We start from the raw sequence: 26,843 nt of genomic DNA on the forward strand, positions 1-26,843 counted from the left end.
CGCCACCGGGGGAAGGCGTAGGGTTGGGATTCACGAGACCCCTCCCCCACCTCCCAACCCAAAGCGGCCTTTCCATGGGACGTTCCCGCCCCGGACGTGCCGAGGCCCGCACTTTCACGTGAAAGTGCGGGCCTCGGCATCTCGGCTACTGGCGGAAGCGGTAGGTCATGCTGTCGAAGAGGATGCAGATGCTCGGCGACATCACGATCACGCGCAGGGTGTTGTCCCGCTCGTCGAAGTCGATGCCTTCGACCTCGAAGTTGCCGCTGCAGCCGCTGCGCAGCGGGAGCTGGCCCAGCGACGTCACGTGCCCCGCGACGTCCGAACCGGACAGCGGGCCCGCGAGATCCACCTGCAGCAGCGGCTTCGTCGTGCCGAAGAGGCTGCCGTCCGGGTCGTCGGACGCGCAGAGGAGGCGGGTCGCCGTCTGGAAGTCGCAGCCCTGGACGTCGCGGACCGGGTGGTCGAGCCGGATCGTGCCCGCCGGCGGCAGGTTGGCGGCCGGGTCGGTGGCGACGGCGCCGGGCATCGGGTGGACCAGGAGGCGGTCCATCGTGCCCCACTCCCCCGCCACCATCCAGCGGGCGTCGGGCGAGACCGCGGCGAAGGAGTTGTTGTTCGCTTCCCACGATTCGAGGGTGTGCTTGAAGTTCTTCCAGCTGCCGTCCGGGGCCTGGACGCGGAAGAGCTTCGCGCCCCGGTCGTCACGCTGGTAGGGCTCGACGTACCAGCCCTGGGCCGAGCCCGGGTCGCCGACGTGGTTCCAGCCCTGGGAGCTCAGGTCCGCCGGGATGGTGCTGATCCCGGTGTAGCGGATGGTGGTGCCCGACGGGCGGACGATCGTGGCGAGCCCCTGGCTCTCGTCGAGGGCGCGGGCTTGGTCCCGCCCGACCTCCGACCAGCCCGTGACGGCCTGCGCCAGCGCGGGCGCGAACACGGTGAGCAAGGCGGCTACGGCGACGACGATCCCGGTCCTGCGCATGTGCGACTCCGGTGGGTGAGGAAACCTGGCGTCAGGGATTTACCAGGAGTCCCGCACCCCGCACACCCGCCGAATGAAGGTTTTTCACGTTTGTTCGCGAAGCTGTCCGGTTCCGGACAGCGGAAAGCCCCGGCGGGCTCACCCGCCGGGGGGATTCAGGCCGGGGTCACTCGCCCGGGCGCAGCCCGTCGAAGATCTCCTTGCAGGCCGGGCAGACCGGCGAACCCGGCTTCGGCGACTTCGTCACCGGGAAGACCTCGCCGCAGAGCGCCACCACGAAGTTGCCCATGACCGCGCTCTCGGCGATCTTGTTCTTCTTCACGTAGTGGAACATCTTCGGGGTGTCGTCGTCGGTGGTGTCCGTGCCCTCGGGCGTGGTCTCCGGCTTCGTCAGCGTCTCGGTGCTCACCCGGCCATTGTGCCCGAGTCCCGCCGAACCTCGTACGAAAGCCCCCCGGCCTGGCAGGATCTGCGGCATGTTCCAGAAGGTGCTCGCGACGTTCGGCTCGGGCGGGGCGAAGATCGACGCCCGGCTGCTCGACCGGACCGCTTCCCCCGGTCGCCCCCTGCACGGCGAGGTCCTGCTGGCCGGCGGCGAGGTCGACCAGGAGATCAAGGGCCTTGACGTCACGCTGCTGGCCCGCGTCCAGGTCCCCGGCGCGGACAAGACCGAAGACCTCCCGTTCGGCTCCCAGCACCTGGTGGGCGCCGAGACCATCCGCGCCGGCCAGCAGGTCCGGCTGCCGTTCGAGCTGCCGTTGCCCTGGGAGACGCCGATCACCAGCGTCTTCGGCAAGCCGCTCACCGGGATGGCGGTCGGCGTGCGCGCCGAGCTCGACCTGGCGGCAGCGGTGTCGGACCCCTTCGACGCCGACGCCGTGGCGATCGAGCCGATCCCGGCGCAGAAGCGGGTCCTCGACGCGCTGAGCCGGATCGGCTTCGTCTTCCGCGAGGCGATCCTCGAGCAGGGCCGGATCAACGGCGCTCAGCAGCAGCTGCCGTTCTTCCAGGAGGTCCGCTTCACGCCTTCGCCGCGCTTCGCGAGCGTGTTCTCCCAGCTCGCGGTGACGTTCCTGGCGTCGTCGAGCCGCACGGACGTCGTCCTGGAGGTCACCAAGAACGTCCGGGTGAGCAAGAGCGGCGGCTTCGGCGGCCGCGGGCAGGACTTCCTCGGGATGTTCACCATGAAGCCGGACGTCAACTGGGAGAAGCAGCTCGAAGACTGGCTCGACCAGGTGGCGCGGCCGCGGGGCATCTTCGACTGATGGAGTGGAGCGCCGCGACCGGGGTGCTGGGCGGCCGGCCCGATGCGTGGCCACTCCTCGAAGCCCGCTACGGCGAACCGCACCGCCGCTATCACACGCTCGACCACGCGGCCGCGGTCGCGCGGGACTCCGCCTGGCTGGCCGCGGACCTCGACGAGACCGACCGCGCGATCGTCGCCGCGGCCGCCTGGACTCACGACGTCGTGTACGACGCGAAGCCCGGCGAAGACGAACGCGCCAGCGCGGCATGGGCCCGCGAAGCGCTGGAAGGCGTCCGAGAAGAGCACATCAGCCGTGTCGAAGGCCTCATCCTCGCCACGATCAAGCACGACGCGCCGGCGGACGACCACCTCGCCACCGCGTTGCTCGACGCCGATCTCGCCATCCTCGGCGCGCCGGAAGCGAAGTACGCCGCGTACGCCAAGGCGGTGCGCGAGGAGTACGCGAAGTACCCCGACGACGTCTGGCGCGAAGGCCGTATCGCCGTCCTCGAAGGCATGCTGTCCCGGACGCTCTACCGCAGCGAAGCCGCACGGACACGCTGGGCGACCACCGCGGTGAAGAACCTGACGGCCGAGCTGACCCACTGGCGCGCCGAGCGAGCCGATCACCGATGATGGTTCCTCGTGACCACCCCACTCAACCTGCACGAAGAGGTCGCTTCCGCGCTGCGTGACGGGCACCCCGTCGTCGCGCTGGAGAGCACCATCCTGTCCCACGGCCTCCCCGCCGGCCGCAACCTCGACGTCGCCCGCCGCCTCGAGCGGGTCGTGCGCGACGGCGGCGCCGTCCCGGCCACCATCGCCGTGCTCGACGGCAAGGTCGTCGTCGGCCTCTCCCCCGCCGAGCTCGAGCGCGTCTGCGCGCCGGACGCCGGGCTGGACAAGCTGTCGCTGCGCGACCTCGGCCCGGCCGTCGGCCTCGGCCGCTCGGGCGCGACGACCGTGGCGAGCACGTCGGCGCTGGCCGCCGCGGCCGGCATCGGGATGTTCGCCACGGGCGGCCTCGGCGGGGTGCACGTCGGCGCCGCGCAGTCGTGGGACGTCTCGGCGGACCTCGGCGTGCTCGCGAAGGTGCCGACCGTGGTCGTCTGCTCCGGCGTGAAGTCGGTCCTCGACATCCCGGCGACGCTGGAAGTGCTGGAGACGAACTCGGTGCCGGTGCTGGGGTACCGCACCGACGACTTCCCGGCGTTCTACCTCCGCTCGTCGGGCCACGCGGTCGGCTGGCGCGTCGATGACCCGAAGCAGACCGCCGCCGTGGTCGCCGCCCACCGCGCGTACGCGGATTCCGGTGTCCTGCTGGCGAACCCGATCCCCGAAGCGTCCGAAATGGACAAAGAGCTGCACGACCGGCTGCTCGCCGAGGGCCTGGCGCTGGTCGCCGAGCGGGGCGTGCACGGCGCCGAAGTCACGCCGGTGCTGCTGGAGCACTTCCACACCGCGAGCGGCGGCGTGAGCATCGACGCCAACGAGGCGCTGGTGCTCAACAACGCGAAGCTGGCAACCGAGGTGGCGGTGGCGCTGGCATGAGCGGGATCGTGGTGGTCGGCGACGCGGCCCTGGACGTGATCGCCCGGCACGAGAAGCCGTTGCCGCACGGGGGTGACGCCCGCGCGAAGATCCGGTTCACCGGCGGCGGCTCGGGCGCCAACACGGCGCTGTGGCTGCGTTCCCTCGGCGCGGAGACGACGCTCCTCGCCCGGATCGGCAACGACCCGGGCGGCCGGCTGATCCGCGCGGAGCTGGAGGCCGCGGGGGTGCGGTGCGCGTTCGCGGTCGACGACGAGGCGCCGACGTGCTGCGTCGTGGTGATGGTCGACGGCTCCGGGCAGCGCAGCATGCTCGCCGACCGCGGCGCGAACCAGCGCTTCTCCCCCGAGGACGTCACCCCGGAGGTGCTGGCGGGCGCGAGCCACCTGCACCTGTCCGGGTACGTGCTGCTGGACCCGCCGTCGCGCGCGGCCGGGCTCGCGGCGCTGGCCGCCGCCAAGGAAGCGGGGTTGACGACGTCGGTCGACCCGCAGGCGGCGGCGCACATCACCGACCCGGCGGCCTTCCTCGACGACGTGCGCGGGGCCGACCTGCTGATGCCGAACACCGAAGAGCTGGTCGCGCTGACCGGTTCGGCGGACCCGGCGTCGGCGAAGGAGCTGCTCGGCACGGTCGGCGCCGTGGTCGTGACCGCCGGGCTGGACGGCGCCAGCTGGGTCGACGCGGGTGGCGTCACGAGCGTGCCCGCGGTCGAGGCCGAGTGCCTCGACTCGACGGGCGCGGGGGACGCGTTCGACGCGGGCGTGCTCACCGGCTGGCTCGCCGGGGAGTCCACTGTGGACGTCCTGCGGCAAGGGACGCGCCTGGGCGCGCTGGCCGTCGGGAAGGTGGGCCCGCAGCCGTCCTGAGGCGTAGCTTTCACGTGAAAGCTACGCTTGTCAGCCGTCGATGACGCGGTGGCTGGTGCCTTCGATCGCCGTCGCCTCGGCCCGGTAGGTGTTGACCTTCTCGGACTTGCGCGGCGGGCGGTCGTTGGCGATCAGCACCGCGATCCACGGCAGCGGGACCGAGATCGCGAGGAACCCCAGCGCCAGCCACCACGTGTGGTAGGTCAGCCCGGCCAGGATCAGGCACGGGATGCGGCAGCCCATCATGATCACGTACTTGCGCTTGCGCGCCTTGAACTGCTCTTCGTACGACGGGGCCGCCGCGGTGATCAGCACCGGGTCCGAGTCGTTGGCGGGCATGGTCACTGCACCACCTCCGCCGTCCATCGTCCCACCCGCGGGGCTCATCCGACACCGGGGTGGCTCAACCGGCTCAACGCGGCCGCGACGAGCGTCTCGATGCCGGTGCGCAGGGTCGGGTGCAGCACCGGGGCGAACCGCGGCGAGTGGTTCGACGGGATGTCGCGTTCGAACCGGCCTTCGGTCATCGCCGTGACGACCGTCTCCGGGTCGAAGCCGCCGACCAGCCAGAACACCGACGGCGCGCCGGCCGCGCGGCCGAACTCGCTGAAGTCCTCGCTGCCGGTGACCAGCGGCGCCGGCAGCACGACGTCGGCGCCGAAGCGGGCGCGGAAGACCTCGGTGAGCGCGTTGTTGGCGGCCTCGTCGTTCTCCGTGATCGGGTAGGAGCCGAACCGGACGATTTCGGGCGGCTTCGGCGCGCCGGCCGTCGCGGACTCGCCGTTCGCGATCCGCTCGACCGCGGCCAGCACCCGCTCCCGGACCGCCTGGTCGAACGACCGGACGTTGACCTCGAGCACGGCCTCGTCGGCGATCACGTTGCTCGCGGTGCCGACGTGCAGCGAGCCGACGGTGACCACGGCCGACTCGGTGGCCGCGATCTCCCGCGACACGATCGTCTGCAGCTTGAGCACCACGGACGCGGCGAGCACGGCCGGGTCGACGGTCGTCTCGGGACGCGAGCCGTGCCCGCCGCGGCCGTGCAGCGTGATGCGCAGGGTGTCGGTCGCGGCCATGATCACGCCGGGGCGGGTGAGCACCCAGCCGGCCGGGCCGGGCACCAGGTGCTGGCCGAACACGACGTCCGGTTTCCCGGCGATCTCGAAGAGGCCGTCGCGGACCATCGCCGACGCCCCGCCCGCGCTCTCCTCGCCGGGCTGGAACACCACCAGCAGCGTGCCGGACCACGTGTCGCGGCCCTTCGCGAGCAGCGCGGCGGCGCCGGAGAGCCAGGTCGCGTGCATGTCGTGCCCGCAGGCGTGCATGACCGGGACGTCCTTGCCGTGCTCGTCGGTGCCGCGCTCGGTGCTCGCGTACGACAGCCCGGTCTTCTCCTCGACCGGCAGCGCGTCGATGTCGGCGCGCAGCTGGACCGTCGGGCCCTCGCCGTTGCGCAGGACGCCCAGCACGCCGGTGCCGGCGATGCCGGTGTGCACCTCGTAGCCGTCGCGCTCCAGCCGCCGGGCCAGCTCGGCCGCGGTCCGGGTCTCGGCGAACGAGAGCTCGGGGTGGCGGTGGAGGTCGATGTACAGCGCTTCGAGCTCGGGCAGCGCCGCGGCGAGCGGGGTGAGGACGTCTTCGAGGGTCACAGGGGCCATCGTGGCAGCATTACCCACCGTGAGCACGCGAAGCGTACTGCCCGACCTGTCCGACGACGTCTGCGCGAGGCTGCGCGAAGCCTTCCGCCGCACCGGCTACGACGCCGATGGCGTGGTGGGCGCCCTCGGCGGCGCCGCCCACGCGGCGCTGGGCCGCGGCGAGCCGGTGCCGGCCGAGCGCGCGAGCCGCGACGCGGGTGAGCTGGGCACGTTGATCCGGCTGTTCCTGCTGGGCGGCACCGAGCCGGAGACGCAGGTCAAGGCGGCGTTCGCGCCGCTGACGCCGGAAGACGCGGTCTCGGCGGGCCTGCTCACCCTGGCCGCCGACGGCTACCGCGCCGCGCTCGACGTCCGCCCGCACGGCGACGAAGAAGGCTCCTGGTGGGTGGTCTCCGACCTCGACGCCGACGTGCTCGGCGCCGCGGTGCCCGAGGACCACGTGCTCGGGGTCGGCCACGCGTCGCTGTCGCTGATCCGCGCGACCAGCCGCCGCCCGGTCGGCACCCTGCTCGACCTGGGCACCGGCAACGGCGTGCAGGCGCTGCACGCGACCCGGCACGCACAGCGCGTGACCGCCACCGACGTCTCGGAGCGGGCGCTGGCGCTGGCCGCGGCGACGTTCCGGCTCAACGAGCTGGACGTCGAGCTCGCGCGCGGCGAGTGGTTCGCGCCGGTCGCGCGGCGGAAGTTCGACCAGGTCGTCTGCAACCCGCCGTTCGTGGTCGGCCCGGCGCGCGTCGACTACACCTACCGCGACTCCGGGCTGGCCGGCGACGACGCGAGCGCGCTGGTCGTGCGGCAGCTCCCGGGTTTCCTGAACGACGGCGGGGTCGGGCAGCTGCTGGCGTCCTGGCTGCACACCGGCCGCGAGGACTGGGCCGACCGGGTGAGCCGCTGGCTGCCCGCCGAGACCGACGCCTGGTTCGTCCAGCGGGACGTCGCCGACCCGGCGCTGTACGTCGGCACGTGGCTGCGGGACGCGGGCATCGAGCCGCGCTCGCCCGAGGGGCGGGTGAAGGCGGCGGCCTGGCTCGACTGGTTCGCGGCGAACGACGTCCGCGGCATCGGCTTCGGGTTCGTCACCCTGCGCCGCGCGGCCGGGCGGACTCCGACCGTCGTCTGCGAAGACCTGCGGCAGGCCTACGACGACCCGCTGGGCCCGGAAGCGGCGGGCTGGCTCGACCGGGTGGAATGGCTGCGCGAATCGGGCGATTCGCTCCTTGATGTCCGTTTTGTGGTGCCCGACACGGTTTTACTGGAAAGCGTCGAGGAACCCGGGGACGAGGGCTGGGAAACGACCATCCGGCGGTTGCACCGCACCGACGGGCCGGGCTGGCAGCACGAGGTCGACGAGCTGGCCGCGCGGCTGCTCGCGGGCTGCCGTGGCGCGTTGCCCCTGGAAGACCTGATCGAGCTTCTCGCGGCCGCGCAGGGCTTGGAGGCCTCGGAGCTGGCGGCCGCCGCGCTGCCCGTCGTGCGTGAGCTCGTCCGCCACGGAATGCTCGTCCCGGCGGGCCGGTGAGGGCCGTCGCCGCCCGCGTCACCCGGGCGGACGTCACCGTCGCGGGTGAGGTCGTCGGCGCCATCGACGAGCCGGGTTTGCTGGTGCTGCTGGGAATCCACGCCGACGACGACCCGCCGAAGGCCGTCACGATGGCGCGGAAACTGCACGAACTGCGCGTGCTCCGCGACGAGGAATCATGCGCCACGGCGAATGCGCCGCTGCTCGTGGTGAGCCAGTTCACGCTCTACGGCGACACGAAGAAAGGCCGGCGGCCGTCGTGGACGCAGGCCGCGCGGCCGGAGGTCGCCGAACCGTTGGTGGACGCCGTGGTGGCCGAGCTGCGCGGACGCGGCGCCACCGTGGCAACGGGACGGTTCGGGGCGATGATGGCGGTGTCGAGCGTCAACGACGGCCCGTTCACCGTTCTCGTAGAGGTCTAGACCACCCCGGGAGGGTTCAGTTCCCGACCCGATTCACACGGGATTCTCAGGTTTCCCGTCGGTCGCGTGTTCTCAGCAAAAGCTCAGCAATGGTGGAGCAACCGGAGGGCGCCCGGAGTCGTCTCCTTTTCAGCGAGCCGGGAACGTTTCGGGAACCCGGAGCGTTGTGCCAGATGTCCAGCCAAGCCGGCCGGACCGGCGTACCGGGCTCCACAGGCCCCGGGCCGCGGGTGCGCACCGGCGGACCACCGCAGCAGCACGTTCAGCCCGTGACCGGGGAGGCAGAATGTCAGTCCAGACTCTCGAACGCGAGTCGCGCGGGATTCGCGAGCGCATCCCGGCTCAGGCGTCCGAGGAACCGTCGTCGCTGAGCGTGGGGGCGCTCACCGACGCCGACCTCGACGCCCAGAGCCCCGCCGCCGACCTCGTGCGCGTCTACCTCAACGGCATCGGCAAGACGGCCCTCCTGTCCGCGGCCGACGAGGTCGAGCTCGCGAAGCGCATCGAAGCCGGCGTGTTCGCCCAGCACATGCTGGACACCGGCGAGAACCTCACCACCAAGCGCCGCACCGAGCTCGCCGCCCTGGTGCGCGACGGGCACGTGGCGAAGAACCACCTGCTCGAGGCCAACCTGCGCCTCGTCGTGTCGCTGGCCAAGCGGTACACCGGCCGGGGGATGCCGCTGCTGGACCTGATCCAGGAGGGGAACCTGGGCCTGATCCGCGCGGTGGAGAAGTTCGACTACTCCAAGGGGTTCAAGTTCTCGACCTACGCCACGTGGTGGATCCGGCAGGCCATCACCAGGGGCATGGCCGACCAGGGCCGCACCATCCGGCTCCCGGTCCACCTGGTGGAACAGGTGAACAAGCTGGCCCGCATCAAGCGCGACCTGCACCAGCAGCTCGGCCGCGACGCGACGAACGACGAGCTGGCGGCCGAGTCGGGCATCCCGGCGCACAAGATCTCCGACCTGCTCGACCACTCGCGTGACCCGGTAAGCCTGGACATGCCGGTCGGCACGGAGGAGGACGCCCCGCTCGGCGACTTCATCGAGGACTCCGAGGCGACCGACGCCGAGAGCGCCGTGATCTCGGGCCTGCTGCAGGACGACCTGCGCCGCGTCCTCGCGACGCTGGACGACCGCGAGCAGCACGTGATCCGCCTGCGCTACGGCCTCGACGACGGCCAGCCCCGCACACTCGACCAGATCGGCAAGCACTTCGGGCTGTCCCGCGAGCGCGTCCGCCAGATCGAGCGCGAGGTCATGTCCAAGCTCCGCCAGGGCGAGCGCGCAGACCGGCTCCGCGCGTACGCCAGCTGATCGACTCTGCCGCAAAAGGGGCGGGCACCACGGGTGCCCGCCCCTTTTGCGTGTCGATGACCAGCAGGTCCGGGTTTCACGGCGCCGGACTTGGAAAATTTTCCACGAAAAAGAGGTTTTGCCCCCACAGAACGGGGGTAGCAACCCTTCGCCGACACCCGTTCGGCCGCGTTGACTTATGACGTGCATCACGCCACATTCGTCTAGCGGCTTCCACCGGCACCGGCGCAGACCACGCGCCCGGATGCGCACGCATCCGGTCGCTCTCCCCGGGAGGTCGGGTCCGTCGGGGTGGACCCGGCCTCCCGACCAGCTCAGCGGTGGCGAAGCACGTTCGCCGAGCGGTTCAAGCGCCGATGGCAGGGGCTTTCCAGCGCCCCAAGGCGGCCTTGGTTGCGTTGAACGCACCGAAGGCGGCCTTCGGTGCGTTCAACGCCGAAGGCACCACCCAGGCAGGTAGGCAGGCAGCCGCGGCAGCCAAGCCAGCCAGACCCCCCGCAACCCCGATCCGAAGCCAGAACACGGCCGGCGGTGCCGGGTCAAGGCATCTTTCCCGCCTTGACGCGGTACTGCCGGCCGTAGTCACAATCGGGCGTCGGGGTGGCGGGGACACGAAACCGCGCCCGAACGAAGAACCGCGGGATGGCCCACAGCAACACCGCGCGAGTAACCCACAGCGAGTAACCCAAGCGCCCCCACGCGGACAACTCGCAGCAACCCGCGCGGCCGGCCCACACCGGACCCCAAGTGGGGTGCCCCACACCGACCCAGGTGCCCATCCCACCCCCCGACCATCCTGCGTAAGGTGGACCGATCCCGGAGCTGGCAAAGGAGCCTGGCAGTGCCGTCCACCACCACGTTTCAGCACACCGAAGTCCTCCCCCTCGGCAAGGACACCAAGACCGAGTACCGGCTGGTCACCGCCGAGGGCGTCGAGACCGTCGAAGCCGCCGGGCGGACCTTCCTGAAGATCGAGCCGAACGCGCTGACCACCCTCGCGCGCACCGCGATCAAGGACATCCAGCACCTGTTGCGCACATCACACCTCGAGCAGCTGCGCGCCATCGTGGACGACCCCGAAGCCAGCGGCAACGACCGCTTCGTCGCGATGGACCTGCTCCGCAACGCCGCCATCTCCGCCGGCGGCGTCCTCCCGATGTGCCAGGACACCGGCACCGCGATCGTCATCGGCAAGCGCGGCGAGGGCGTGCTCACCGGCGGAGACGACGAGCGCGCGCTCTCGCAGGGCATCTTCGACGCCTACCAGCAGCTGAACCTGCGCTACTCGCAGATGGCGCCCGTCAACTTCTGGGACGAGCGCAACACCGGCACCAACCTCCCCGCGCAGATCGAGCTATACCACAAGGAGGGGGACGCCTCCTACGAGTTCCTCTTCATGGCCAAGGGCGGCGGCAGCGCCAACAAGACTTTCCTCTACCAGGAAACAAAAGCCGTCCTGAACCCGAAGCGGCTCGCGCGCTTCCTCGACGAGAAGCTGCGCAGCCTCGGCACCGCGGCCTGCCCGCCGTACCACCTCGCGATCGTCGTCGGCGGCATGTCCGCCGAGTTCAACTTGAAGGTCGCAAAGCTCGCGTCGGCGCGTTATCTCGACAACTTGCCGCAGGAGGGTTCCGAGCTGGGCCACGCCTTCCGCGACCGCGACCTCGAGCAGCAGGTCCTCGAAATGACCCGCCAGTTCGGCATCGGCGCGCAGTTCGGCGGTAAGTACTTCTGCCACGACGTCCGCGTCATCCGGCTCCCCCGCCACGGCGCCAGCTGCCCGGTCGGCGTCGCCGTCAGCTGCTCCGCCGACCGTCAGGCCAAGGCGAAGATCACCGCGGACGGCGTCTTCATCGAACAGCTCGAGCGCGACCCCGCTCGCTTCCTCCCCGAGATCACCGAAGCGGACCTCTCGGACGACGTCGTGAGCGTCGACCTCAACCGGCCGATGGCCGAGATCCGCGCGCAGCTCTCGCAGCTGCCGGTCAAGACGCGGCTTTCGCTCACCGGGCCGCTGGTCGTCGCGCGTGACATCGCGCACGCGAAGATCGCCGAGCGCCTCGACGCCGGTGAGGAGATGCCGGAGTACCTGAAGAACCACCCGGTCTACTACGCGGGCCCGGCCAAGACGCCGGAGGGTTACGCGTCCGGCTCGTTCGGGCCCACGACCGCCGGGCGGATGGACTCCTACGTCGAGCAGTTCCAGGCCGCCGGCGGCTCATTCGTCATGCTGGCCAAGGGAAACCGCTCGAAGCAGGTGACCTCCGCGTGCCAGACGCACGGCGGGTTCTACCTCGGCTCGATCGGCGGCCCGGCCGCGCGGCTCGCGCAGGACTGCATCAAGAAGGTCGACGTCCTCGAGTACGCCGAGCTCGGCATGGAAGCCGTCTGGAAGATCGAGGTCGAGGACTTCCCCGCGTTCATCGTCATCGACGACAAGGGCAACGACTTCTTCGCCAGCACCGGAGACCCGGTGCTGCAGATCAGCTTCCGTTAGGACACAGGGGAAGGGGACACCGGCCCGCCGCCGATGCCCCCTTTCTTTCCCTGCTCCCTCAGCCGACGCGCTCGATCCGCGCGCGCCGGATGAGGAACTTTCCGGGTTCCCGAACCTGTTCGAAGGCCGCGTTGTTGAGCAGCGTGCAGCTGCCCGACACCGAGGTCACCTCGACCGTCGTGGACTTCGAGTTGTCCAGGTTGGTCACCTTCAGCTTCGTCCCCGCCGGGAACTGGTTGCTCGACGCGGCCGGCGCGCCCCCTTCGCCCGAGAGCGTCACGGTGGAGCCGGCGCACACGACGTCGCCGGTCGCGCCGTGGTTCCCGGTGTCCGCCCCGGCCTGGTTCTGGTTCTGCTGCGCGGGCGCCTGCTGCGCCGGGGCCTGCGCTTGCTGGGCCGGGGCCTGCCGGGCCGGCGCGCCGTTGTTCGCCGCGACGTTCGCCGTGCAGCCCGCGACCTGCCGCCGCTGCTGGATCAGGTCCACGACCGCCTGCCGGTTGGCGATCCTCGCGGCCGACTGCGCGTCCGGGTTCGCCTGCTGGCCCGCGATGAAGTTCAAGTTGTTCTGCAGGGCGGTGTCGAGCCCGCCACAGTTCTCCTTCGGCGCTTCGGCCGCGTTGCCCGCGGGACTGCTCAGCGCGATCGCGGCCGCGGTGACGCCGGAAACACCCAGCAACGCGGCCAGACCGACGGTCGCCTGCTTGCGGTGCCGACCACTGCTCAACCGGGGCATGTGCCCCTCCTCTCTGATCACCACCTCAACCATGGACACGGCTCGGTAACAGCGTCGGTTCACCGGATTTGCGAAGAGTTTTCGACGGCTTCGAAGAAGCTCAGCCGACCGGCGCCACGTCGTGGTCCGGACCATTGACCCGCGCCGCGGTGGCCAGCGCCCAGCGGCCCGTCGTCGCCAGGCCGAGGGCGAACACCAGCACTCCGCAGCCCGCGACGATCCCCCACGCGAGGTGTCCCGTCCCCGGCGCGACCGTCGGCTCCCCGGCCGCGACGACCGCGCCGATGACCGCGACCCCGAGCGAGATCCCCACCTGACGGCTGGTCGAGGCCACCGCCGCCGCGAGACCCGCGCGCTCGCGGGGCATGCCGGACACCGCCGCGTTCGTGATCGGCGCGTTGAGCATGCCGAAGCCGGCGCCGAAGACCGCGTAACCCAGTACCAGCACCGGAACCGGCGTGGCCGGGCCGATCCCGGCGAGCACGAGCCCGGCGACCGTGATCCCCGCGCCCGCGACCAGCAGCGGCAGCCGCGGCCCGCGCGCGCCGACCACGCGGCCCGACAGCGGCGCGCACACCGCCGTCACCGCCGCCATCGGCAGGGTCAGCAATCCCGCGTGCAGCGCGGAAAACCCGCGGGTCTCCTGCAGGTACAGCGTGTTGAGGAACAGGAAGCCCGCGAGTGCGGAGAACCCGGTGACCGCGGTGAGTGTCGCACCCGAAAACGGGACGCTGCGGAAGAACCTGAGCTCCAGCAACGGATCCCGCCGCCGGCGCTCGTAGGGCAGCAGCACCGCCAGCGCGACCGCGGCGACCACAAAACAGGCGACGATCGGCGGCGAGCCCCAGCCGGTGCCGCGGCCTTCGATGATCCCGTAGGTGACCGACGCCAGCAGGACCATCACCAGCAGCTGGCCCACCGGGTCGAGCCGGCGCGGGCGCGGTGAGCGCGACTCGGGGACGAACAGCGCCGTCAGCACGATCGCGGCCACGCCGACCGGGACGTTGATCCAGAAGATCGAGCGCCAGCCGGCCCAGCCGACGAGCGCGCCGCCGACCACCGGCCCGACCGCCATGCTCAGCCCGACCACCCCGGCCCAGACGCCGATCGCGCGGGCGCGCTCGCGGGGCTCGGTGAAGATGTTGGTGACGATGGAGAGCGCGACCGGGTTGAGCATCGACCCGCCGATCGCCTGCAGCGCGCGGAAGGCGACCAGCAGCCCGACGTTCGGCGCGACCCCGCACAGCAGCGAGCCGAGGCTGAACAGCGCGAGGCCGGTCTGGAAGGTCCGGCGGCGGCCGACGCGGTCCGCGGTCGAGCCGGACAGCATGAGCAGGCTCGCCAGGACGAGCGTGTACGCGTCGATCGTCCACTGCAGACTCGACACCGACGCGCCCAGATCGTCCCGGATCGCCGGGAGCGCGAGGTTCACGATCGTGTTGTCGAGCCCGACGATGAAGAGGCTCATGCAGCAGACGGCGAGGACCACTCGCCGCCGGACCGGCTGTGGCACCGACTACCCCACTTTAGTTGCACGGACAATATTAAGCATCGTACAACTAATGGGCGGGGCCCTCGTCAGGCCGGGAACAGCTCCGTGAGCCGGGCCAGCGTCTTCTCGATGCCTTCGGCGTTTTTTCGCGGGAACGGGCTGAGGCTGATGGCGAGCGGGAACTTCGCCGTCGACCAGTCGAAGGTCTCGGTGACCTCGGTGCGGCCGCCGTCGACGGGTTCGAGCCGCCAGCGCCAGCGGTGGCCGTTGAAGTGCCGCCAGGCGATCAGGCGGCCCTCTTCGAACTCGACCACGGTGTTGAGGATCTTGTAGGACGCGCCCATCTTCATGTCCATGCCGAACTTCGCGCCGAGCGCGAGCCGGTCCGGGCCGCCGGACTGGGCGGCCCGGACCGTGCCGGACCCGTCGATGAGCGGGTGCTGGGCCGGATCGGCCAGGAGCCCGAAGATCTTCTCCGGGGTCGTGGCGACGATCGCGGTGCGTGAGACCTGACGGCTACCCATCACCCGAGCCTAGATCATTTGGTCGTCTTCAACACGACGGTGCGCTGGTCCAGCGGCGCCGCCAGGGCGACGGAGATCACCGGGTACCGGATGTCCATCGTGCACATCTGGCCGGTCTGCGCCTTGGTCTCGCTCAGGTTGACGACCACGCGGTCGCCCGCCTGCTCGGTCGCCTCGCCGAGGGCGTGGCCGCAGCCGCCCTCCTGGGCGCGGATGTTGAGGATCGTGCCGCCGTTCGCCGTCCACACCTCGTGCGGGTAGGTGGCGGGCAGCGCGGCGGCGTCGACCTTGTTCGGCGGCACCGGGGTGCTGCCCTCGGGCACCTCGAGCCGGGGTTTGCCCGGCTGGTCCGGCGGCGCCGGCAGGACCGACTCGCTCGGCGAGGTCGAAACGCTGCCGGTGGGGGCGACCGAGCTGCCGCCGGCCGCGGGTTGACTGGTGGGCAGGTCCTGGCCGGCACAGGCCGTGGCCGTCAAGAGGATCGCGCCTGTTCCGACCACCTTCGCTAAGTACCTCATGTCCCCGAAGACGGAACGGGACGGGCGGTGGGTTGCACCGGTGGCCGATCCGGTGAATTTCTGTCGAAGAGGGCGTTGACGTGGTCTGGGAGGGCGACCCCGGGCATCCCGGGGCGGCCCTCCCAGCGTTCGCGGAGCCCGTCAGCCCTGGCGGAGGACGACCGTGCGGGTGCCGAGGGGCGCGGCCAGGGTCAGCGGGATGCTGATCTCCCTGATGTAGTCCGGGCACATCTGGCCCTTCTTCGCGGCGGAGACGGCGATCAGCACGACCACCTGCTGCGGTGTCTGGTCGCCGAGGCGGGCCGAGACGCGGCGGCAGCCGCCCTCCTCGGCACCGAGGATCACCTGCTTGCCGTCGATGCTGCGGGTCAGCGTGCGCGGGTAGCCCTCCGGCAGCCCGCGCGCGTCGACCTGGCTCTCGGCGATGACGTCGTCCCCGGGCGCGATGCCCTGCGTCGGGCGCCCGGCCGTCTGCGACGGCGGCGGGGCCACCGGCGGCGGCGACGGGTCCAGGGTCGGCGTGACCGTGCCCGGCACCGACGTCGCCGGGGCGGGGCTGCCCGCCGGAGCGCCGCCGGTGCCGGCTCCGCACGCCGTCACGGTGAACAGCAGCAGGCTCGCTCCCAGCAGTTTGCGCATACCTGCCAGACGGAGCGGACGCCCGCCGGGTTGCATCCCCTCAGCGATGGGCCGCCCGGCCGCGGACCAGGCCGAGCAGGATCACCCCCGCGAGGGTCACCCCGAGCAGCACCACCGTCGCCGCGGAGGCGAGGAACACCTGGCCGCGGTCGGTGAGGGCGAAGATGCTCGCCGGGAGCGTGCGCCAGTCCGGCGGGTACAGCATCATCGTCGCGCCCAGCTCCCCCATCGACATCGCCAGCGCGAGGCTCGCCGACGCCGTCATCGCCGGCAGCAGCACCGGGACGCGCACCCGCAGCAGCACCCGCGCCGGAGACGCCCCCAGCGACGCCGCCGCCTGCGCGAGCAGCGGGTCGACCCGGGCGAGCGCGGCCGACACCGTGCTGTAGGCGAAGGGCAGCAGGATCAGCAGGTGCCCGAGCAGCACGATCCAGCGGGTGCCGTTGAACGCCAGCGGCGGCCGGCTGAACGCCACCAGCAGCGCCAGCCCCAGCACCACCGACGGCACCGCGATCGGCAGGTGGAACGCTGTGTCGGCGAACTGCCGCAGCCGCCGCGGCGCGGTCTCCGCCGCCAGCGCGGCCCACGTCCCGAGCAGCACGGCCGCCGCGCCCGCGATGACCCCGGTCTGGATGCTCACCGACAGGCTCGCGAACGTCTCCCCCGACAACGCCCCGGCGTAGTGCCCGAGGGTGAACCCGCCGGGCAGCACGCCGGTCCAGTGCCCGGCGAACGACGCGAGCACGATCATCACCAGCGGCGCGGCCACCACGAGGGTGAACACCACGCCGAACACCAGCCACAGCAGCAGCTTGCTACGCCGCGTCCACAGCAGCACGGCTTCCCCTTCCGGACAGGACCCGGTAACTCCCGTACAGCAGCAGCGAAATCGCGACGTCGACCAGCGCGACGACGCTCGCCGCCGGGAAGTCGAACGTGACGATCCCCTTGCCGTAGACCAGCATCGGCAACGTCGTGACCCCCTTGGCGCCGAGGAACAGCACGATGCCGAACTCGTTGAGCGCGAGCAGCAGCGTCAGGCAGGCGCCCGAGGCCAGCGACGGCAGCGCCGCCGGGAGCACGACCTGCCGCAGCACCCGGCCGGGCCGGGCGCCCAGCGACGCCGCGACGTCCAGGTGCACGCCCGGGACCTGCCCGAACGCCGCGAGCGCGGGCCGCATCACGAACGGCGTGTAGAAGGTGATCTCGGCGAGCAGCACGCCCCACGGCGAGTACAGGAAGCCGCCCGCGCCGAACACACCCGCGCTGCCGTAGAGGAACGTGAACGCCAGCGCGATGAGGAACGACGGGAACGCGAGCACGGTGTCGACCAGCCGCGACAGCGTCCGCGCGCCCGGGAACGGGACGAACGCGATCACCAGGGCGAGGAACGTGCCGAGCAGCACGCAGCCGGTGGTCGCGCCCAGCGCCAGCAGCACGGTCTGCCAGGCCGCGTCCCGGAACTCCGCCGAGCCGAGCACCTCGCCCCACACCGCCAGGCCGAGCCCGCTGCCGGTGGTCAGGGACTGCCCGGCCACCAGGACCAGCGGGTACCCGAAGAAGACCGCGACGACCACCAGCGGCGGCAGCAGCCAGACCCCACCCCGTCGTGAGTGGTAAGTAGGGTTAGAACCCGAATTATCACTCACGAGGGGCATCGCGACGCCGGTCATGCGCCGACCCCGACCAGCGGGCAGCCGTCCGGGATCGACACCCCGACCGCCGACCCGACGGCGAACGCGTCGGCCACCTCGGCCCGGATGACCGCGCCCCCGGCCAGCTCCAGGTCCAGGCGGTAGCCGGTGCCGCGCCACTGCACCGCCCGGACCAGCGCCGGGAGGGTGTCCGCGCCGGGCTCCCCGACCCCGACGCGGTGCGGGCGCACCCCGAGCGCGACCGGTCCGGCGCCCAGCGCGCCGGTCGGCTCGGCGGTCAGCACGCGCTCGCCGAGCCGGACGGTCGCGGGCCGCCCATCGCTGACCAGGTCGACCGGGATGAGGTTGGCCGCGCCGAGGAAGCTCGCGGTGAACTCGGTGGCCGGGCGCCGGTAGAGCTGCTCGCACGGGCCGGTCTCGACCAGCCGCGAGTCGCGCATGACGGCGATGCGGTCGGCGAGCGCGAGGGCCTCGCCCTGGTCGTGGGTCACGTAGACGAGCGTGGTGTCCGGCAGCTCGGCGCGCAGCCGCAGCAGCTCCGCGATCATGTCCTCGCGCAGCGCGGCGTCCAAAGCGGACAGTGGCTCGTCGAGCAGCAGCACGTCCGGCCGGATGGCCAGCGCCCGGGCGAGCGCGACCCGCTGCTGCTGGCCCCCGGACAGCTCACGCGGGAACCGGCGGGCGTAGGCGCCCATGCCGACCAGGTCGAGGACCTCGGCAACGCGCTGGGTGACTTCGGCGCGCGGCGCCCGCCGGGCCTTGAGCCCGAACGCGGCGTTGGCGTCGACGCGCAGGTGCGGGAACAGCGCGTAGCTCTGCACCACCACGCCGAGCCCGCGCCGGTGCGGCGGCAGGTCGGTGACGTCCTCGCCGGCCAGGAAGACCCGGCCCGCGCTGGGCCGCACGAACCCGGCGAGGGCCTTGAGCGCCGTGGACTTGCCGGAGCCGGACGGCCCGAGCAGGGCGAGGGTCTCCCCGCGGGCCACGGTCAGGTCGAGCGTGTCCAGCGCCGTCGTCTGTCCGAAGTGGACGGAGACACCGCGGAACTCGACCGCCGGCGTCATCGGCCGACGGCCTTCTTGTAGGCGGCCAGGTCGGCGTCCAGCTTGCCGAGCACGGCGGTCCAGTCCGGCTGCCAGATGTCGACGCCGTCGAGCGCGGCCTTGATCTTCCCGGCGTTCGGGCCGCTCGCGGTGACGTCGGACCGGGCCGGGATGCCGAACGCGTCGGCCGTCTTGGCCTGGACTCCGGGCGAGAACAGGAAGTCGAGGAGCTTCTTCGCGTCGTCCGGGTGCGGCGCGTTCGTCACGAGCCCGGCGTAGTACGGCAGCGCGAACGTCGAGCGCTTGCCCTGGGCGTCGGCCGGGAAGAACACGTCGAAGCCGCCGCTCTTGGCGATCTCGGCGAGGTTCATCTGGACGTCGCCGTTGGCCACCAGCAGCTCACCCTTGGCCACCTTGGGCTGCAGCTTGCCGGTGGACGACGACGGGCCGGCGTTGTTCGCCTCGAGCCTGCCGAGGTAGTCGAGCGCGCCCTGCTCGCCGAGGACGTGCTGGAGCTGCAGGAGCACGGCGGTGCCGTCGCCGGCCTCGCCGGGCGTGGAGTACTGCACCTTGCCCTTGAGCTTCGGGTCGAGGAGGTCGTCCCAGGTCTTCGGCGCGGCCTGCGGGTTGCGGATGAAGCTGAGGTAGTTGTTCATCATCGCGGCGAAGCGGCCCTGCGGGTCCTTGTCCGGCACCTTGTCGGCGCCCTGCGGGGTGTACGGCTGCAGCAGCCCGGCGACCCGCTGGATGAACGGCGGGAGCGTGACGAGGACGTCCGCCTGCGTGTTGGCCTTCTCCTTCTCGACGCGGGAGGCGACCTCGCCGGACCCGGCCGTCACGGCCTGGACGGTGATGCCGGTCTGCTCCTTGAACTCGGCGAACCGGGCGGTGTACCAGTCTTCGAGACCGTCCACTGTGTACACGGTGACGGTCTTGCCGCCGGCGGACGCGGCGCCGGTGCCGCCGCAGGCGGCGAGCAGCGCGGTCAGCGCCACCGCGAGGACGGCGGCCAGGGTCTTCTTCATCGGGGTTCTCCTTCGAGCACGGCGGGGAGTTCGGAGACGGTGGCGAGGACGTGGGTCGCGCCGGCCGCGGTGAGGTCTTCGCGGCGGCCGGCGCCGGTCAGGACACCCGCGACGACGGAGGCGCCGGAACGGAGTCCGGTGAGGACGTCGGACGGGGTGTCCCCGGCGACGGCGATGTGCCGCACGTCGGTGACTTCCAGCCGCAGCGCCGCGGCGAGGACGAGGTCGGGGAACGGGCGCCCGCGGACGCCGTCGCCCGGGGCGAGCACGAGGTCGGCGAGGCCTTGCCAGCCCAGCGCGTCGAGGATGGCGTGCTGGGTGGCCGGGGCGAACCCGGTGGTGAAGGCGACCTTGACGCCGTCTTCGCGCAGGCCGCGGATGACGTCTTCGGCGCCGGGGATCGGGGCGCACGCACCGTCGGCGACGAGCTTTCCGTAGGCGGCCTCGAAGGCCGAGTTCGCTTGCTGCGCTTGGGTTTCGCTGTCCATCAGGGCCCGGAAGACGGTGATCTTCGACTGGCCCATCGTGTCGACGACGTGGCGCAGCATGTCCGGGTGCCGCTCCTCGGGCACCCCGAAGGACTCGATCGCGGCGGTGAAGGCGCGCACGACGAGGCCGTCGTCGGCGACGGTCGTGCCGGCCATGTCGAGGACGACGAGTTCGGTGGTCACAGTCCCAGCTCCTCGGCGGTGTCTTCGGCGATGGCGGGCGCGCAGGTCATGCCGCGCCCGCCCGGTCCGGTGATCAGGAAGGCGTTGTCCGCGACCCGCGCGCGGTGCACGATCCGGCCGGCGTCGGTGGTCTGCGCGTACACCCCGGCCCAGCGGCGCCGCAGCCGCGGCAACGGGCGGCCGAGCAGCGCCGAGGCGACGTCGGCGAGGTGCTCGTACGGGTCTTCGGTGACGTCGAAGGAGAACGGCTCGTCGTACTCGTGGGTGTCGCCGATGGTCAGCGAGCCGTCGAGCCGCTGGACGAGCAGCAGCTGCATGCGGTGCGCCGCGGCGACGTCACCCTGGGGCTGGGTTCCGGCGAGGGCGTCGAGCGCCGGGCCACGGTAGGCGGGGTAGTAGCGGAAGCTGTCACCGTCGGCGACGCTGGTGGTCAGCTCCTCGCCGAGCGGCTCGGTCTGCGCCATCTGCAGCCGGACCTTCCGCACCGGCGGGGCGCCGGCCAGCTCGCGGACGAGGCCGCCGGTCCACGCGCCGGTGCAGAAGAGGACGACGTCCCCCTCGTGCCGCTCACCGCGGTCGTCGACAACGCCGGTGGCGGTGAGGTGCCGCACCTCCCGGCCCGGCCGCCAGGTGTGCCGGCCGGTCTTGGCCAGCTCGGCGCGCAGCGCGGGCTGGGCGGTGCGCGGCTCGACGGCGCCGTCCCGCTCGCACCACAGCGCACCCAGGAAGTCCCCCCGCAGAGCGGGGTTCAGCTCGCGGGTCTCGGCGGCGTCGAGCAGCTTGTAGCCACGTTCGGCGGCTTCGGGCCCTTCGGCGACTTCGCGCGCGACGGCGAGCTCGGCGTCGGTCCGGACGACGGTCAGGGAGCCGTTGGCGCGGAAGCCGAGCGCCGGGACGCGCTCGCCGATCCGCTCCCACAGCAGCCGGGCGCGCCCCGCGGTCGCCAGCTCGGCGCCCGAGGCCCGGCCACCCACCCAGACCAGGCCGAAGTTCCGCACGGAAGCGCCGCGGGCCTCGGGTTCGCGTTCGAGCTGGACGACGTCGTGGCCGCGTTCGACGGCCTGCCAGGCGTGGAGTGTGCCGAGCACACCACCGCCCACGATGAGGATTCGCACGCCGCACACGCTCTCCGGAGCGCGCCAACGGGCGCTGTCCCCATGGCGAACACGGCGTGAAGCACCAGGGAATATTGGACCGGATGAGTTACCGTTCCGTTATCAGAGTCGCCCGGCCGCGACGAACACACAGACGGCGAGGATCAGGGCGTTGACCCCGACGTTGCGCCATTCGGCCGGTTTGTGCTGCACGACGGCCAGCCGGCTGTGCATGGCCATCGCGCCGATCATGACGACGGCCAGGCCGACGGCGGCCCAGCCGGTGAGCGCGGGTGCGATGCCGAGGGGAACGGGAAGGATCAGCCCGACGAGCCGCCTTGTCCACAGCCCGGCCGTGATGTGGAGAAAGCAGCTCGAACTCTGGCTTCTCCGGCTTTTTGTCCGCCACCCCCGATAAACTGGACAAGGGCACGCCCCCCAGGGAGGGCGGGGCGCTGTCGAGGCCCCTGCGGTGGCAAGCGACCTGTGGCCACCGGGCCGGTCGGTTGAGTCCGCCCGGCACCGGAGAACGTGACAGTCAGTCGGCCCGACCCCAGCGGGTCATGAACCGAGGCGGACACAGCGCGCAGACCGCCGCTTCGGCTGGGCGGGTGCCAACCAAAGGCGGCGAACAGGCTGCAGCTGCGGTCGACCGGATTCGAGCAGACTTCCCCGCGCCCGCTCCAGAACGTGACAGTCAGTCGGCCCGACCCAAGCGGGTCATGAAACTGAGCCGGTCACCACGGTAAAGAGACCGGACCCGCTCGAACGGCGCACCATCCGGCCCCCACGAGATGCGGTGCATGAGCAACATCGGCAAAGCCGGGTTCGTCCCGATCAAGAGCGCTTCCCGCGGCGTCGCGAGCACCGTCTCGACCCGCTCCTCGGCGCCGTCGAACACCACGCCGAGCTTCTCGCTCAAGCACGCGTACAGCGACTGCTCCGGGTTGAAGACCTCCATCAACGTCGGGAACCGCTCCGCCAGGAGATAAGTCGACTCCAGCCCGACGCGCTCCTCGTCGGCGAGGAGGACGCGCTCGACGTGGATCACTTCGGCGTCCGATGTCACCTGCAGGTCGGCGGCCAGCGCGCTGCCGGCCAGGCGCCGCTCCAGCGTGATCACGTTGCGGCCCGGCCGGATGCCCTGGCGACGCAGCCCCTCGGTGTAGCTGACCAGGGCCAGCGGCTGGACCAGCTTCGGGCCGGCGACGTAGGTGCCGCTCCCCTGGCGGCGGCTGAGCTTGCCCTCGAGCACCAGCTCCCCCACCGCCTGCCGCACGGTCGCCCTCGACACCTCGAAGCGCTCGCACAGCTCCCGTTCCGTCGGCAGGACCGCGCCTTCGCCGAGCTCCGCGATCACCGCCAGCAGTTCGACCTTGACCGCGTAGTAACGCGGGACACGGCCGTGCTCGGGAATCCCGTCGAGGACGGGACCGTCGGCGGACAGGCGGGAATGACGTGGAGGGGCGGGCACGGAATCGACCCTATTCGTTTCCCGCGACGCCGTGGTTCGCTGTGGCGCGTAACACGGCCGTCACACGAAGATCACCCGGATGCGCCGACTCGTTTTCCCGGCTCGATGATTTCCGGCCGGGAAAGGCCGGGTGAATTCCCGGGGACGCGGTCACTGGGCGCTTCGGCCTACGGCGTTCGTCGGATCCGCGGGTCGGAAATCACCCAACCGCCCGAAAGATCCGAAGAAAGTCGGTTGTCCAGGTCTGTGACCACCTGGTGTAGTCATGGGGCCGCTGACGGCAACGGCTTCCACTGTGGACACTGGAAGGACTGATCCCCTTGGCTCCCAAGCGCTGGTTCACCCTGCTCAGAAACGTCACCACCGCCGTGGCCGCGGTCGCCGCGGCCGCCTCGTTCGCCACCCCGGCGATCGCCGCCCAGCCGCCCTCCACCGACGTCGTCGGCGGGACGCGGGCCGCCCAGGGCGAGTTCCCGTTCATGGTGCGGCTGTCGATGGGCTGCGGCGGCGCGCTCTACACGAACCAGATCGTCCTGACCGCCGCGCACTGCGTCAGCCGGACCGGGGCCAACACCTCGATCACCGCGACCGTCGGCGTGGTGGACCTCAACAGCACGAGCGCCAAGAAGATCAAGTCCACCTACGTCTACCAGTCCCCCACCTACGGCACCTCGACCGGCGGCGACTGGGCGCTGATCAAGCTCGCGAGCCCGGTCACCGGCCTCTCGACGCTGCCGATCGCGACGACGTCGACCTACAACACCGGCACGTTCACCGTGGCCGGCTGGGGCGCGGCGACCGAGGGTGGCGCGCAGCAGCGGTACCTGCTGAAGGCGACCGTCCCGTTCGTGTCCGACAGCACCTGCCGGGCCCAGGGCGGCAGCTACCCCGACCTCATCCCGAGCGCCGAGATCTGCGCCGGCAACCTGACCGCGGGCGGTGTCGACACCTGCCAGGGCGACTCCGGCGGCCCGATGTTCCGCCGGGACAACAACAACGCCTGGATCCAGGTCGGCATCGTCTCCTGGGGTGACGGCTGCGCCCGGCCGCACGCCCCCGGTGTCTACACCGAGGTGAGCACGTTCGCGTCGAAGATCGCCGCGGCCGCCGGCTCGCTGTAACCGCTTCCGCGAAGAGGGGGCCCGCCACGGCGGGCCCCCTTCAGCGTGTCTTGTCCAAACGCGACAGTGCCTCTTCGTAGCCGGCGACGAGCTCGGCGACGACGTCGGCGACCGGGCGGACCGCGTTCATCCGCCCGACGATCTGCCCGACCGGCATCGACACCACGCTCGGGTCGTTCGCCGCGTGGATCCGGTTGTGGGCGTGGGAAACCAGCAGGTTCTGCAGCGGCATCGGCAACGGCTCGGGCGCGTCTTCCGCGGCCCAGGCCTCCGTCCACCGCGTTTTGAGCAGCCGTGCGGGCTTGCCGGTGTAGATCCGCGTCCGCACGGTGTCCGACGATGTCGCGCCGACCAAAGCCTGCTGCATCGCCACCGACTCGCCCATGGTCTGCAGGTACTCCTCGGTGGCGAGCCACATCGAGCCCATCCAGACGCCGGACGCGCCGAGCGCGAGCGCCGCGGCCACCTGCCGCCCCGACCCGATCCCGCCCGCGGCGAGCACCGGGACGTCGACGGCGTCGACGATCTCCGGCACCAGCACCATGGACGCGATCTCGCCGGTGTGCCCGCCGGCCTCGTAGCCCTGCGCGACGACGAAGTCGACGCCGTTCTCGACGTGCCGGACCGCGTGCTCGGCCTTCCCGGCGAGCGCCGCGACCGGGACGCCCCGGTCGTGGCACTGGCCGATGACGTCGGCGGGCGGCGAGCCGAGCGCGTTGGCGATCAGCTTGATCGGGTGGTTCAGCGCCACCTCGACGTGCGAACGGGCGACCGAGTGCAGCCAGCCGAGCACGCCCGCGCGTTCGTCGGTGTCGTCCGGCAGCGGCGGCACCGAGAGGTCCTTCAAGACGCGATCGACGAACGCGCGGTGGCCCTCCGGGATGTGCTTCGAGAGGTCGACCTGGGTGCCCTCGGCCGGGATCTTCGCCGGCATCACGATGTCGACGCCGTAGGGCCTGCCGCCGGTGTTCTCGTCCATCCAGGTGAGCACCCGGTCGAGCTCGGCCGCGTCGTTGAACCGGACGCAGCCGAGCACCCCGAGCCCGCCGGCGCGGCTGAGCGCCGCGGCGACGTGCTCGGAGGGCGTGAACCCGATGATCGGCAGGTCGATGCCGAGCCGGTCGCAGAGCGGTGTCCGCACTTGGGGTGTCCTCCTCAGACGGGCTGGGCCGTGGCCGGTTCGTGCTCGGCGGCGTAGCGCTGGGCCCACGGGTAGTCCGGCTTGCCGCTGGGCGACCGGCCGATCTCGCCGGCCAGCCAGATCGTCCGCGGCACCTTGTACCCGGCGATCTCGCCGCGGACGTGCTCCTCGATCGAGGCGAGATCCGGCGAAGCGCCTTCGCGCAGCTGGACGACGGCTGCCACACGCTGGCCGAGCCGCTCGTCCGGCACGCCGATGACCAGCGCGTCGAAGACGTCCGGGTGCGATTTCAGCGCCCCTTCGACCTCTTCGGGGTAGACCTTCTCGCCGCCGGTGTTGACACACTGGGAGCCGCGGCCGAGCAGCGTGACCGTGCCGTCCTCTTCGTAGCGGGCGTAGTCACCCGGCACGACGTAGCGGACGCCGTCGAGGTCGACGAAGATCTTCTTGCTCTTCTCGGGATCCCCGTAGTACCCGAGCGGGACGTGCCCGCGGCGGCCGATCAGCCCGACCGCGCCCGCCTTCGGCTCCACGAGGTGACCGTCGTCGCCGAGCAGGATGGCGTCCTTGCCGAAGCTGACCCGCGGGCCGGCGCTGTGGTCGGAGCCCTTGGCGACCATGCCGATCCCGGTGAAGCCGCTTTCGGACGCGCCGATCGCGTCGGTGATCACAGCGTTCGGCACGAGCTCGACGAACTCCTGCTTCACCGACTGGGAGAACAGTGCGGCGTGGCTCGACACGGCGACGAGCGACGAAGCGTCGTAATCGCCTTCGCGGAAGGCCTCGATGAGCGGGCGCGCCATCGCGTCGCCGACGATCGTGAGGACCTGGACCTTGTTCTCCTGCACGGCTTTCCACACCTCGTGCGCGTCGAACCGCGGCACGAAGACGACCGGGCTGCCGGTGAACAGCGCGCCGAACGCGGCCCACTGCGCGGCGCCGTGGATCAGCGGCGCGGCGGGCAGCCGGACGAGGCTGCCGGCCTTGCCCTGCTCGGCGAGCGTCCACTCGTCGGGGACGTACTCGCCGGTGACGAAGTTGATCCCGCCGCCGAGCGCGCGCCAGATGTCCTCGTGGCGCCAAAGCACTCCCTTCGGGTAGCCCGTGGTGCCGCCGGTGTAGAGGATGTAGAGGTCGTCGTTGCTGCGCTCACCGAAGTCGCGGTCCGGGGACTCGCTTTCGAGGGCGGTTTCGTAGTCGATTCCGCCGTAGGCCGCGTAATCGCAACCACTGCCGTCTTCGATGACGACAACGTGTTTCAGTTTCGGCGCTTCGGGCAGGGCGTTCGCGACTTTGTCGGCGTAACCTCTCTCGTGCACGAGGGCGACCAGGTCGGCGTCGTTGAAGAGGTAGACGAGCTCGCCGTGCACGTAGCGGTAGTTGACGTTGACGGCGATCGCGCGCAGCTTGTACGCCGCGACCATCGCCTCCAGGGCCTCGATCGAGTTGCGGGAGTAGACCCCGATGTGGGACCCGCGTCCCACGCCGTGCGCGGCGAGGTGGTGGGCGAGCCGGTTGGCCCGCGCCTCCAGTTCGGCGAAGGTGACCCGCCGCTCGCCGCACACGACCGCGACGCGCTCCGGCACGGCGTCGACGGCGTGCTCCAGAAGATCCGCGATGTTGAGTGCCACGCCCTCAAAGTAGA

At 71.5% G+C, this 26,843-nt stretch carries 28 protein-coding genes; 9 read left to right on the plus strand and 19 right to left on the minus strand.

The genetic code is table 11. The features are described from left to right. Positions 1-145: 145 nt before the first annotated feature. Complete coding sequence (locus tag ACZ61C_RS16470; RefSeq protein ID WP_465307427.1) at positions 146-982, minus strand: hypothetical protein; 837 nt, start codon at positions 980-982, stop codon at positions 146-148. A gap of 166 nt (positions 983-1,148) precedes the next feature. Beyond that, entirely contained in the window at positions 1,149-1,391 is a 243-nt protein-coding gene (locus ACZ61C_RS16475; RefSeq protein ID WP_360767072.1) for a DUF3039 domain-containing protein, read from the minus strand. A gap of 67 nt (positions 1,392-1,458) precedes the next feature. Here ACZ61C_RS16475 and ACZ61C_RS16480 point away from each other — a divergent pair, with 67 nt between their 5' ends. Genes ACZ61C_RS16480 through ACZ61C_RS16495 form a run of 4 tightly spaced genes read left to right on the plus strand, consistent with a single transcriptional unit; the run spans position 1,459 to position 4,648 of the window. After that, positions 1,459-2,247 (plus strand): sporulation protein, encoded by a 789-nt coding sequence (locus tag ACZ61C_RS16480; protein WP_465307429.1) that lies wholly within the window; start codon positions 1,459-1,461, stop codon positions 2,245-2,247. Further along, positions 2,247-2,864, plus strand: coding sequence for an HD domain-containing protein (locus ACZ61C_RS16485; protein WP_465307431.1), 618 nt, complete (start codon positions 2,247-2,249; stop codon positions 2,862-2,864). The genes ACZ61C_RS16480 and ACZ61C_RS16485 overlap by 1 nt, the downstream gene beginning before the upstream one ends. 9 nt (positions 2,865-2,873) lie before the next feature. Continuing rightward, entirely contained in the window at positions 2,874-3,779 is a 906-nt protein-coding gene (locus ACZ61C_RS16490) for a pseudouridine-5'-phosphate glycosidase (protein WP_465307433.1), read from the plus strand. Further along, entirely contained in the window at positions 3,776-4,648 is an 873-nt protein-coding gene (locus ACZ61C_RS16495; protein ID WP_465307435.1) for a carbohydrate kinase family protein, read from the plus strand. Before ACZ61C_RS16490 ends, ACZ61C_RS16495 begins: the two co-directional genes overlap by 4 nt. A 30-nt stretch (positions 4,649-4,678) precedes the next feature. On the opposite strand, the gene ACZ61C_RS16500 is transcribed toward ACZ61C_RS16495, so the two are convergent. After that, entirely contained in the window at positions 4,679-5,014 is a 336-nt protein-coding gene (locus ACZ61C_RS16500) for a DUF3099 domain-containing protein (RefSeq protein WP_465307437.1), read from the minus strand. A gap of 17 nt (positions 5,015-5,031) precedes the next feature. Further along, on the minus strand, positions 5,032-6,297 hold the full coding sequence (locus ACZ61C_RS16505; protein ID WP_465308252.1) for an amidohydrolase: 1,266 nt from the start codon (positions 6,295-6,297) through the stop codon (positions 5,032-5,034). Between the two features lie 28 nt (positions 6,298-6,325). Here ACZ61C_RS16505 and ACZ61C_RS16510 point away from each other — a divergent pair, with 28 nt between their 5' ends. From ACZ61C_RS16510 to ACZ61C_RS16525, 4 genes are all read left to right on the plus strand, one after another. Further along, positions 6,326-7,828, plus strand: a complete 1,503-nt coding sequence (locus ACZ61C_RS16510) for a DUF7782 domain-containing protein (RefSeq protein WP_465307439.1) — start codon at positions 6,326-6,328, stop codon at positions 7,826-7,828. After that, entirely contained in the window at positions 7,825-8,250 is a 426-nt protein-coding gene (dtd, locus tag ACZ61C_RS16515) for a D-aminoacyl-tRNA deacylase (protein ID WP_465307441.1), read from the plus strand. The genes ACZ61C_RS16510 and dtd overlap by 4 nt, the downstream gene beginning before the upstream one ends. A gap of 286 nt (positions 8,251-8,536) precedes the next feature. After that, complete coding sequence (locus tag ACZ61C_RS16520) at positions 8,537-9,571, plus strand: sigma-70 family RNA polymerase sigma factor (protein ID WP_465307443.1); 1,035 nt, start codon at positions 8,537-8,539, stop codon at positions 9,569-9,571. Positions 9,572-10,412: 841 nt separating this feature from the next. After that, entirely contained in the window at positions 10,413-12,068 is a 1,656-nt protein-coding gene (locus tag ACZ61C_RS16525; RefSeq protein ID WP_465307445.1) for a fumarate hydratase, read from the plus strand. A gap of 58 nt (positions 12,069-12,126) precedes the next feature. Here the strand turns inward: ACZ61C_RS16525 and ACZ61C_RS16530 are convergent, their stop codons facing one another. The 13 genes from ACZ61C_RS16530 to ACZ61C_RS16590 all read right to left on the minus strand — a co-directional run bounded on the left by ACZ61C_RS16530 (position 12,127) and on the right by ACZ61C_RS16590 (position 22,936). Next, positions 12,127-12,801 (minus strand): hypothetical protein, encoded by a 675-nt coding sequence (locus ACZ61C_RS16530; protein WP_465307447.1) that lies wholly within the window; start codon positions 12,799-12,801, stop codon positions 12,127-12,129. A gap of 100 nt (positions 12,802-12,901) precedes the next feature. After that, entirely contained in the window at positions 12,902-14,314 is a 1,413-nt protein-coding gene (locus ACZ61C_RS16535; RefSeq protein WP_465307449.1) for an MFS transporter, read from the minus strand. 65 nt (positions 14,315-14,379) lie between these two features. Beyond that, entirely contained in the window at positions 14,380-14,817 is a 438-nt protein-coding gene (locus ACZ61C_RS16540; protein WP_465307451.1) for an SRPBCC family protein, read from the minus strand. 14 nt (positions 14,818-14,831) lie between these two features. Further along, entirely contained in the window at positions 14,832-15,317 is a 486-nt protein-coding gene (locus ACZ61C_RS16545; protein ID WP_465308254.1) for a hypothetical protein, read from the minus strand. A gap of 159 nt (positions 15,318-15,476) precedes the next feature. Continuing rightward, a complete protein-coding gene (locus ACZ61C_RS16550) occupies positions 15,477-15,974 on the minus strand; it encodes a hypothetical protein (RefSeq protein ID WP_465307453.1) in 498 nt (165 codons plus the stop codon). Between the two features lie 40 nt (positions 15,975-16,014). Beyond that, complete coding sequence (locus tag ACZ61C_RS16555) at positions 16,015-16,812, minus strand: ABC transporter permease (protein ID WP_465307455.1); 798 nt, start codon at positions 16,810-16,812, stop codon at positions 16,015-16,017. Then, the gene (locus ACZ61C_RS16560; protein ID WP_465307457.1) at positions 16,790-17,647 is read right to left on the minus strand and encodes a 2-aminoethylphosphonate ABC transporter permease subunit; all 858 of its coding nucleotides are present in this window, start codon (positions 17,645-17,647) and stop codon (positions 16,790-16,792) included. The genes ACZ61C_RS16555 and ACZ61C_RS16560 overlap by 23 nt, the downstream gene beginning before the upstream one ends. Continuing rightward, positions 17,644-18,693 carry an ABC transporter ATP-binding protein gene (locus tag ACZ61C_RS16565; RefSeq protein ID WP_465307459.1) on the minus strand — a complete coding sequence of 350 codons (1,050 nt, stop codon included), beginning with the start codon at positions 18,691-18,693 and terminating at the stop codon, positions 17,644-17,646. Before ACZ61C_RS16565 ends, ACZ61C_RS16560 begins: the two co-directional genes overlap by 4 nt. After that, positions 18,690-19,697: a 2-aminoethylphosphonate ABC transporter substrate-binding protein gene (locus ACZ61C_RS16570; RefSeq protein WP_465307461.1), complete on the minus strand. Its 1,008-nt coding sequence runs from the start codon at positions 19,695-19,697 to the stop codon at positions 18,690-18,692. Before ACZ61C_RS16570 ends, ACZ61C_RS16565 begins: the two co-directional genes overlap by 4 nt. Next, positions 19,694-20,368 carry a phosphonatase-like hydrolase gene (locus ACZ61C_RS16575; RefSeq protein ID WP_465307463.1) on the minus strand — a complete coding sequence of 225 codons (675 nt, stop codon included), beginning with the start codon at positions 20,366-20,368 and terminating at the stop codon, positions 19,694-19,696. Before ACZ61C_RS16575 ends, ACZ61C_RS16570 begins: the two co-directional genes overlap by 4 nt. Next, complete coding sequence (locus ACZ61C_RS16580; RefSeq protein WP_465307465.1) at positions 20,365-21,483, minus strand: TIGR03364 family FAD-dependent oxidoreductase; 1,119 nt, start codon at positions 21,481-21,483, stop codon at positions 20,365-20,367. Before ACZ61C_RS16580 ends, ACZ61C_RS16575 begins: the two co-directional genes overlap by 4 nt. A gap of 102 nt (positions 21,484-21,585) precedes the next feature. Beyond that, a complete protein-coding gene (locus tag ACZ61C_RS16585; protein ID WP_465308256.1) occupies positions 21,586-21,822 on the minus strand; it encodes a DoxX family protein in 237 nt (78 codons plus the stop codon). Positions 21,823-22,159: 337 nt separating this feature from the next. Next, complete coding sequence (locus ACZ61C_RS16590; protein WP_465307467.1) at positions 22,160-22,936, minus strand: GntR family transcriptional regulator; 777 nt, start codon at positions 22,934-22,936, stop codon at positions 22,160-22,162. 320 nt (positions 22,937-23,256) lie between these two features. On the opposite strand from ACZ61C_RS16590, the gene ACZ61C_RS16595 reads away from it, so the two are divergent. Continuing rightward, positions 23,257-24,057 carry a S1 family peptidase gene (locus ACZ61C_RS16595; RefSeq protein WP_465307469.1) on the plus strand — a complete coding sequence of 267 codons (801 nt, stop codon included), beginning with the start codon at positions 23,257-23,259 and terminating at the stop codon, positions 24,055-24,057. A 40-nt stretch (positions 24,058-24,097) separates the two neighbouring features. On the opposite strand, the gene ACZ61C_RS16600 is transcribed toward ACZ61C_RS16595, so the two are convergent. Together ACZ61C_RS16600 and ACZ61C_RS16605 are read right to left on the minus strand one after the other, a co-directional pair. Beyond that, entirely contained in the window at positions 24,098-25,198 is a 1,101-nt protein-coding gene (locus ACZ61C_RS16600; RefSeq protein WP_465307471.1) for an NAD(P)H-dependent flavin oxidoreductase, read from the minus strand. 14 nt (positions 25,199-25,212) lie between these two features. Beyond that, complete coding sequence (locus tag ACZ61C_RS16605) at positions 25,213-26,829, minus strand: acyl-CoA synthetase (protein WP_465307473.1); 1,617 nt, start codon at positions 26,827-26,829, stop codon at positions 25,213-25,215. Between the last annotated feature and the right edge of the window lie 14 nt (positions 26,830-26,843).

It is taken from the genome of Amycolatopsis sp. NPDC104587 (assembly GCF_055583645.1).

What these genes read in the sequence shown, in the direction of transcription:
- ACZ61C_RS16470 (WP_465307427.1), bottom strand. Translation starts at nt 982, where the DNA reads ATGCGCAGGACCGGGATCGTCGTCGCCGTAGCCGCCTTGCTCACCGTG.
- ACZ61C_RS16480 (WP_465307429.1), top strand. Translation starts at nt 1,459, where the DNA reads ATGTTCCAGAAGGTGCTCGCGACGTTCGGCTCGGGCGGGGCGAAGATC.
- ACZ61C_RS16485 (WP_465307431.1), top strand. Translation starts at nt 2,247, where the DNA reads ATGGAGTGGAGCGCCGCGACCGGGGTGCTGGGCGGCCGGCCCGATGCG.
- ACZ61C_RS16495 (WP_465307435.1), top strand. Translation starts at nt 3,776, where the DNA reads ATGAGCGGGATCGTGGTGGTCGGCGACGCGGCCCTGGACGTGATCGCC.
- ACZ61C_RS16500 (WP_465307437.1), bottom strand. Translation starts at nt 5,014, where the DNA reads ATGGACGGCGGAGGTGGTGCAGTGACCATGCCCGCCAACGACTCGGAC.
- ACZ61C_RS16520 (WP_465307443.1), top strand. Translation starts at nt 8,537, where the DNA reads ATGTCAGTCCAGACTCTCGAACGCGAGTCGCGCGGGATTCGCGAGCGC.
- ACZ61C_RS16530 (WP_465307447.1), bottom strand. Translation starts at nt 12,801, where the DNA reads ATGCCCCGGTTGAGCAGTGGTCGGCACCGCAAGCAGGCGACCGTCGGT.
- ACZ61C_RS16540 (WP_465307451.1), bottom strand. Translation starts at nt 14,817, where the DNA reads ATGGGTAGCCGTCAGGTCTCACGCACCGCGATCGTCGCCACGACCCCG.
- ACZ61C_RS16550 (WP_465307453.1), bottom strand. Translation starts at nt 15,974, where the DNA reads ATGCGCAAACTGCTGGGAGCGAGCCTGCTGCTGTTCACCGTGACGGCG.
- ACZ61C_RS16560 (WP_465307457.1), bottom strand. Translation starts at nt 17,647, where the DNA reads ATGACCGGCGTCGCGATGCCCCTCGTGAGTGATAATTCGGGTTCTAAC.
- ACZ61C_RS16565 (WP_465307459.1), bottom strand. Translation starts at nt 18,693, where the DNA reads ATGACGCCGGCGGTCGAGTTCCGCGGTGTCTCCGTCCACTTCGGACAG.
- ACZ61C_RS16570 (WP_465307461.1), bottom strand. Translation starts at nt 19,697, where the DNA reads ATGAAGAAGACCCTGGCCGCCGTCCTCGCGGTGGCGCTGACCGCGCTG.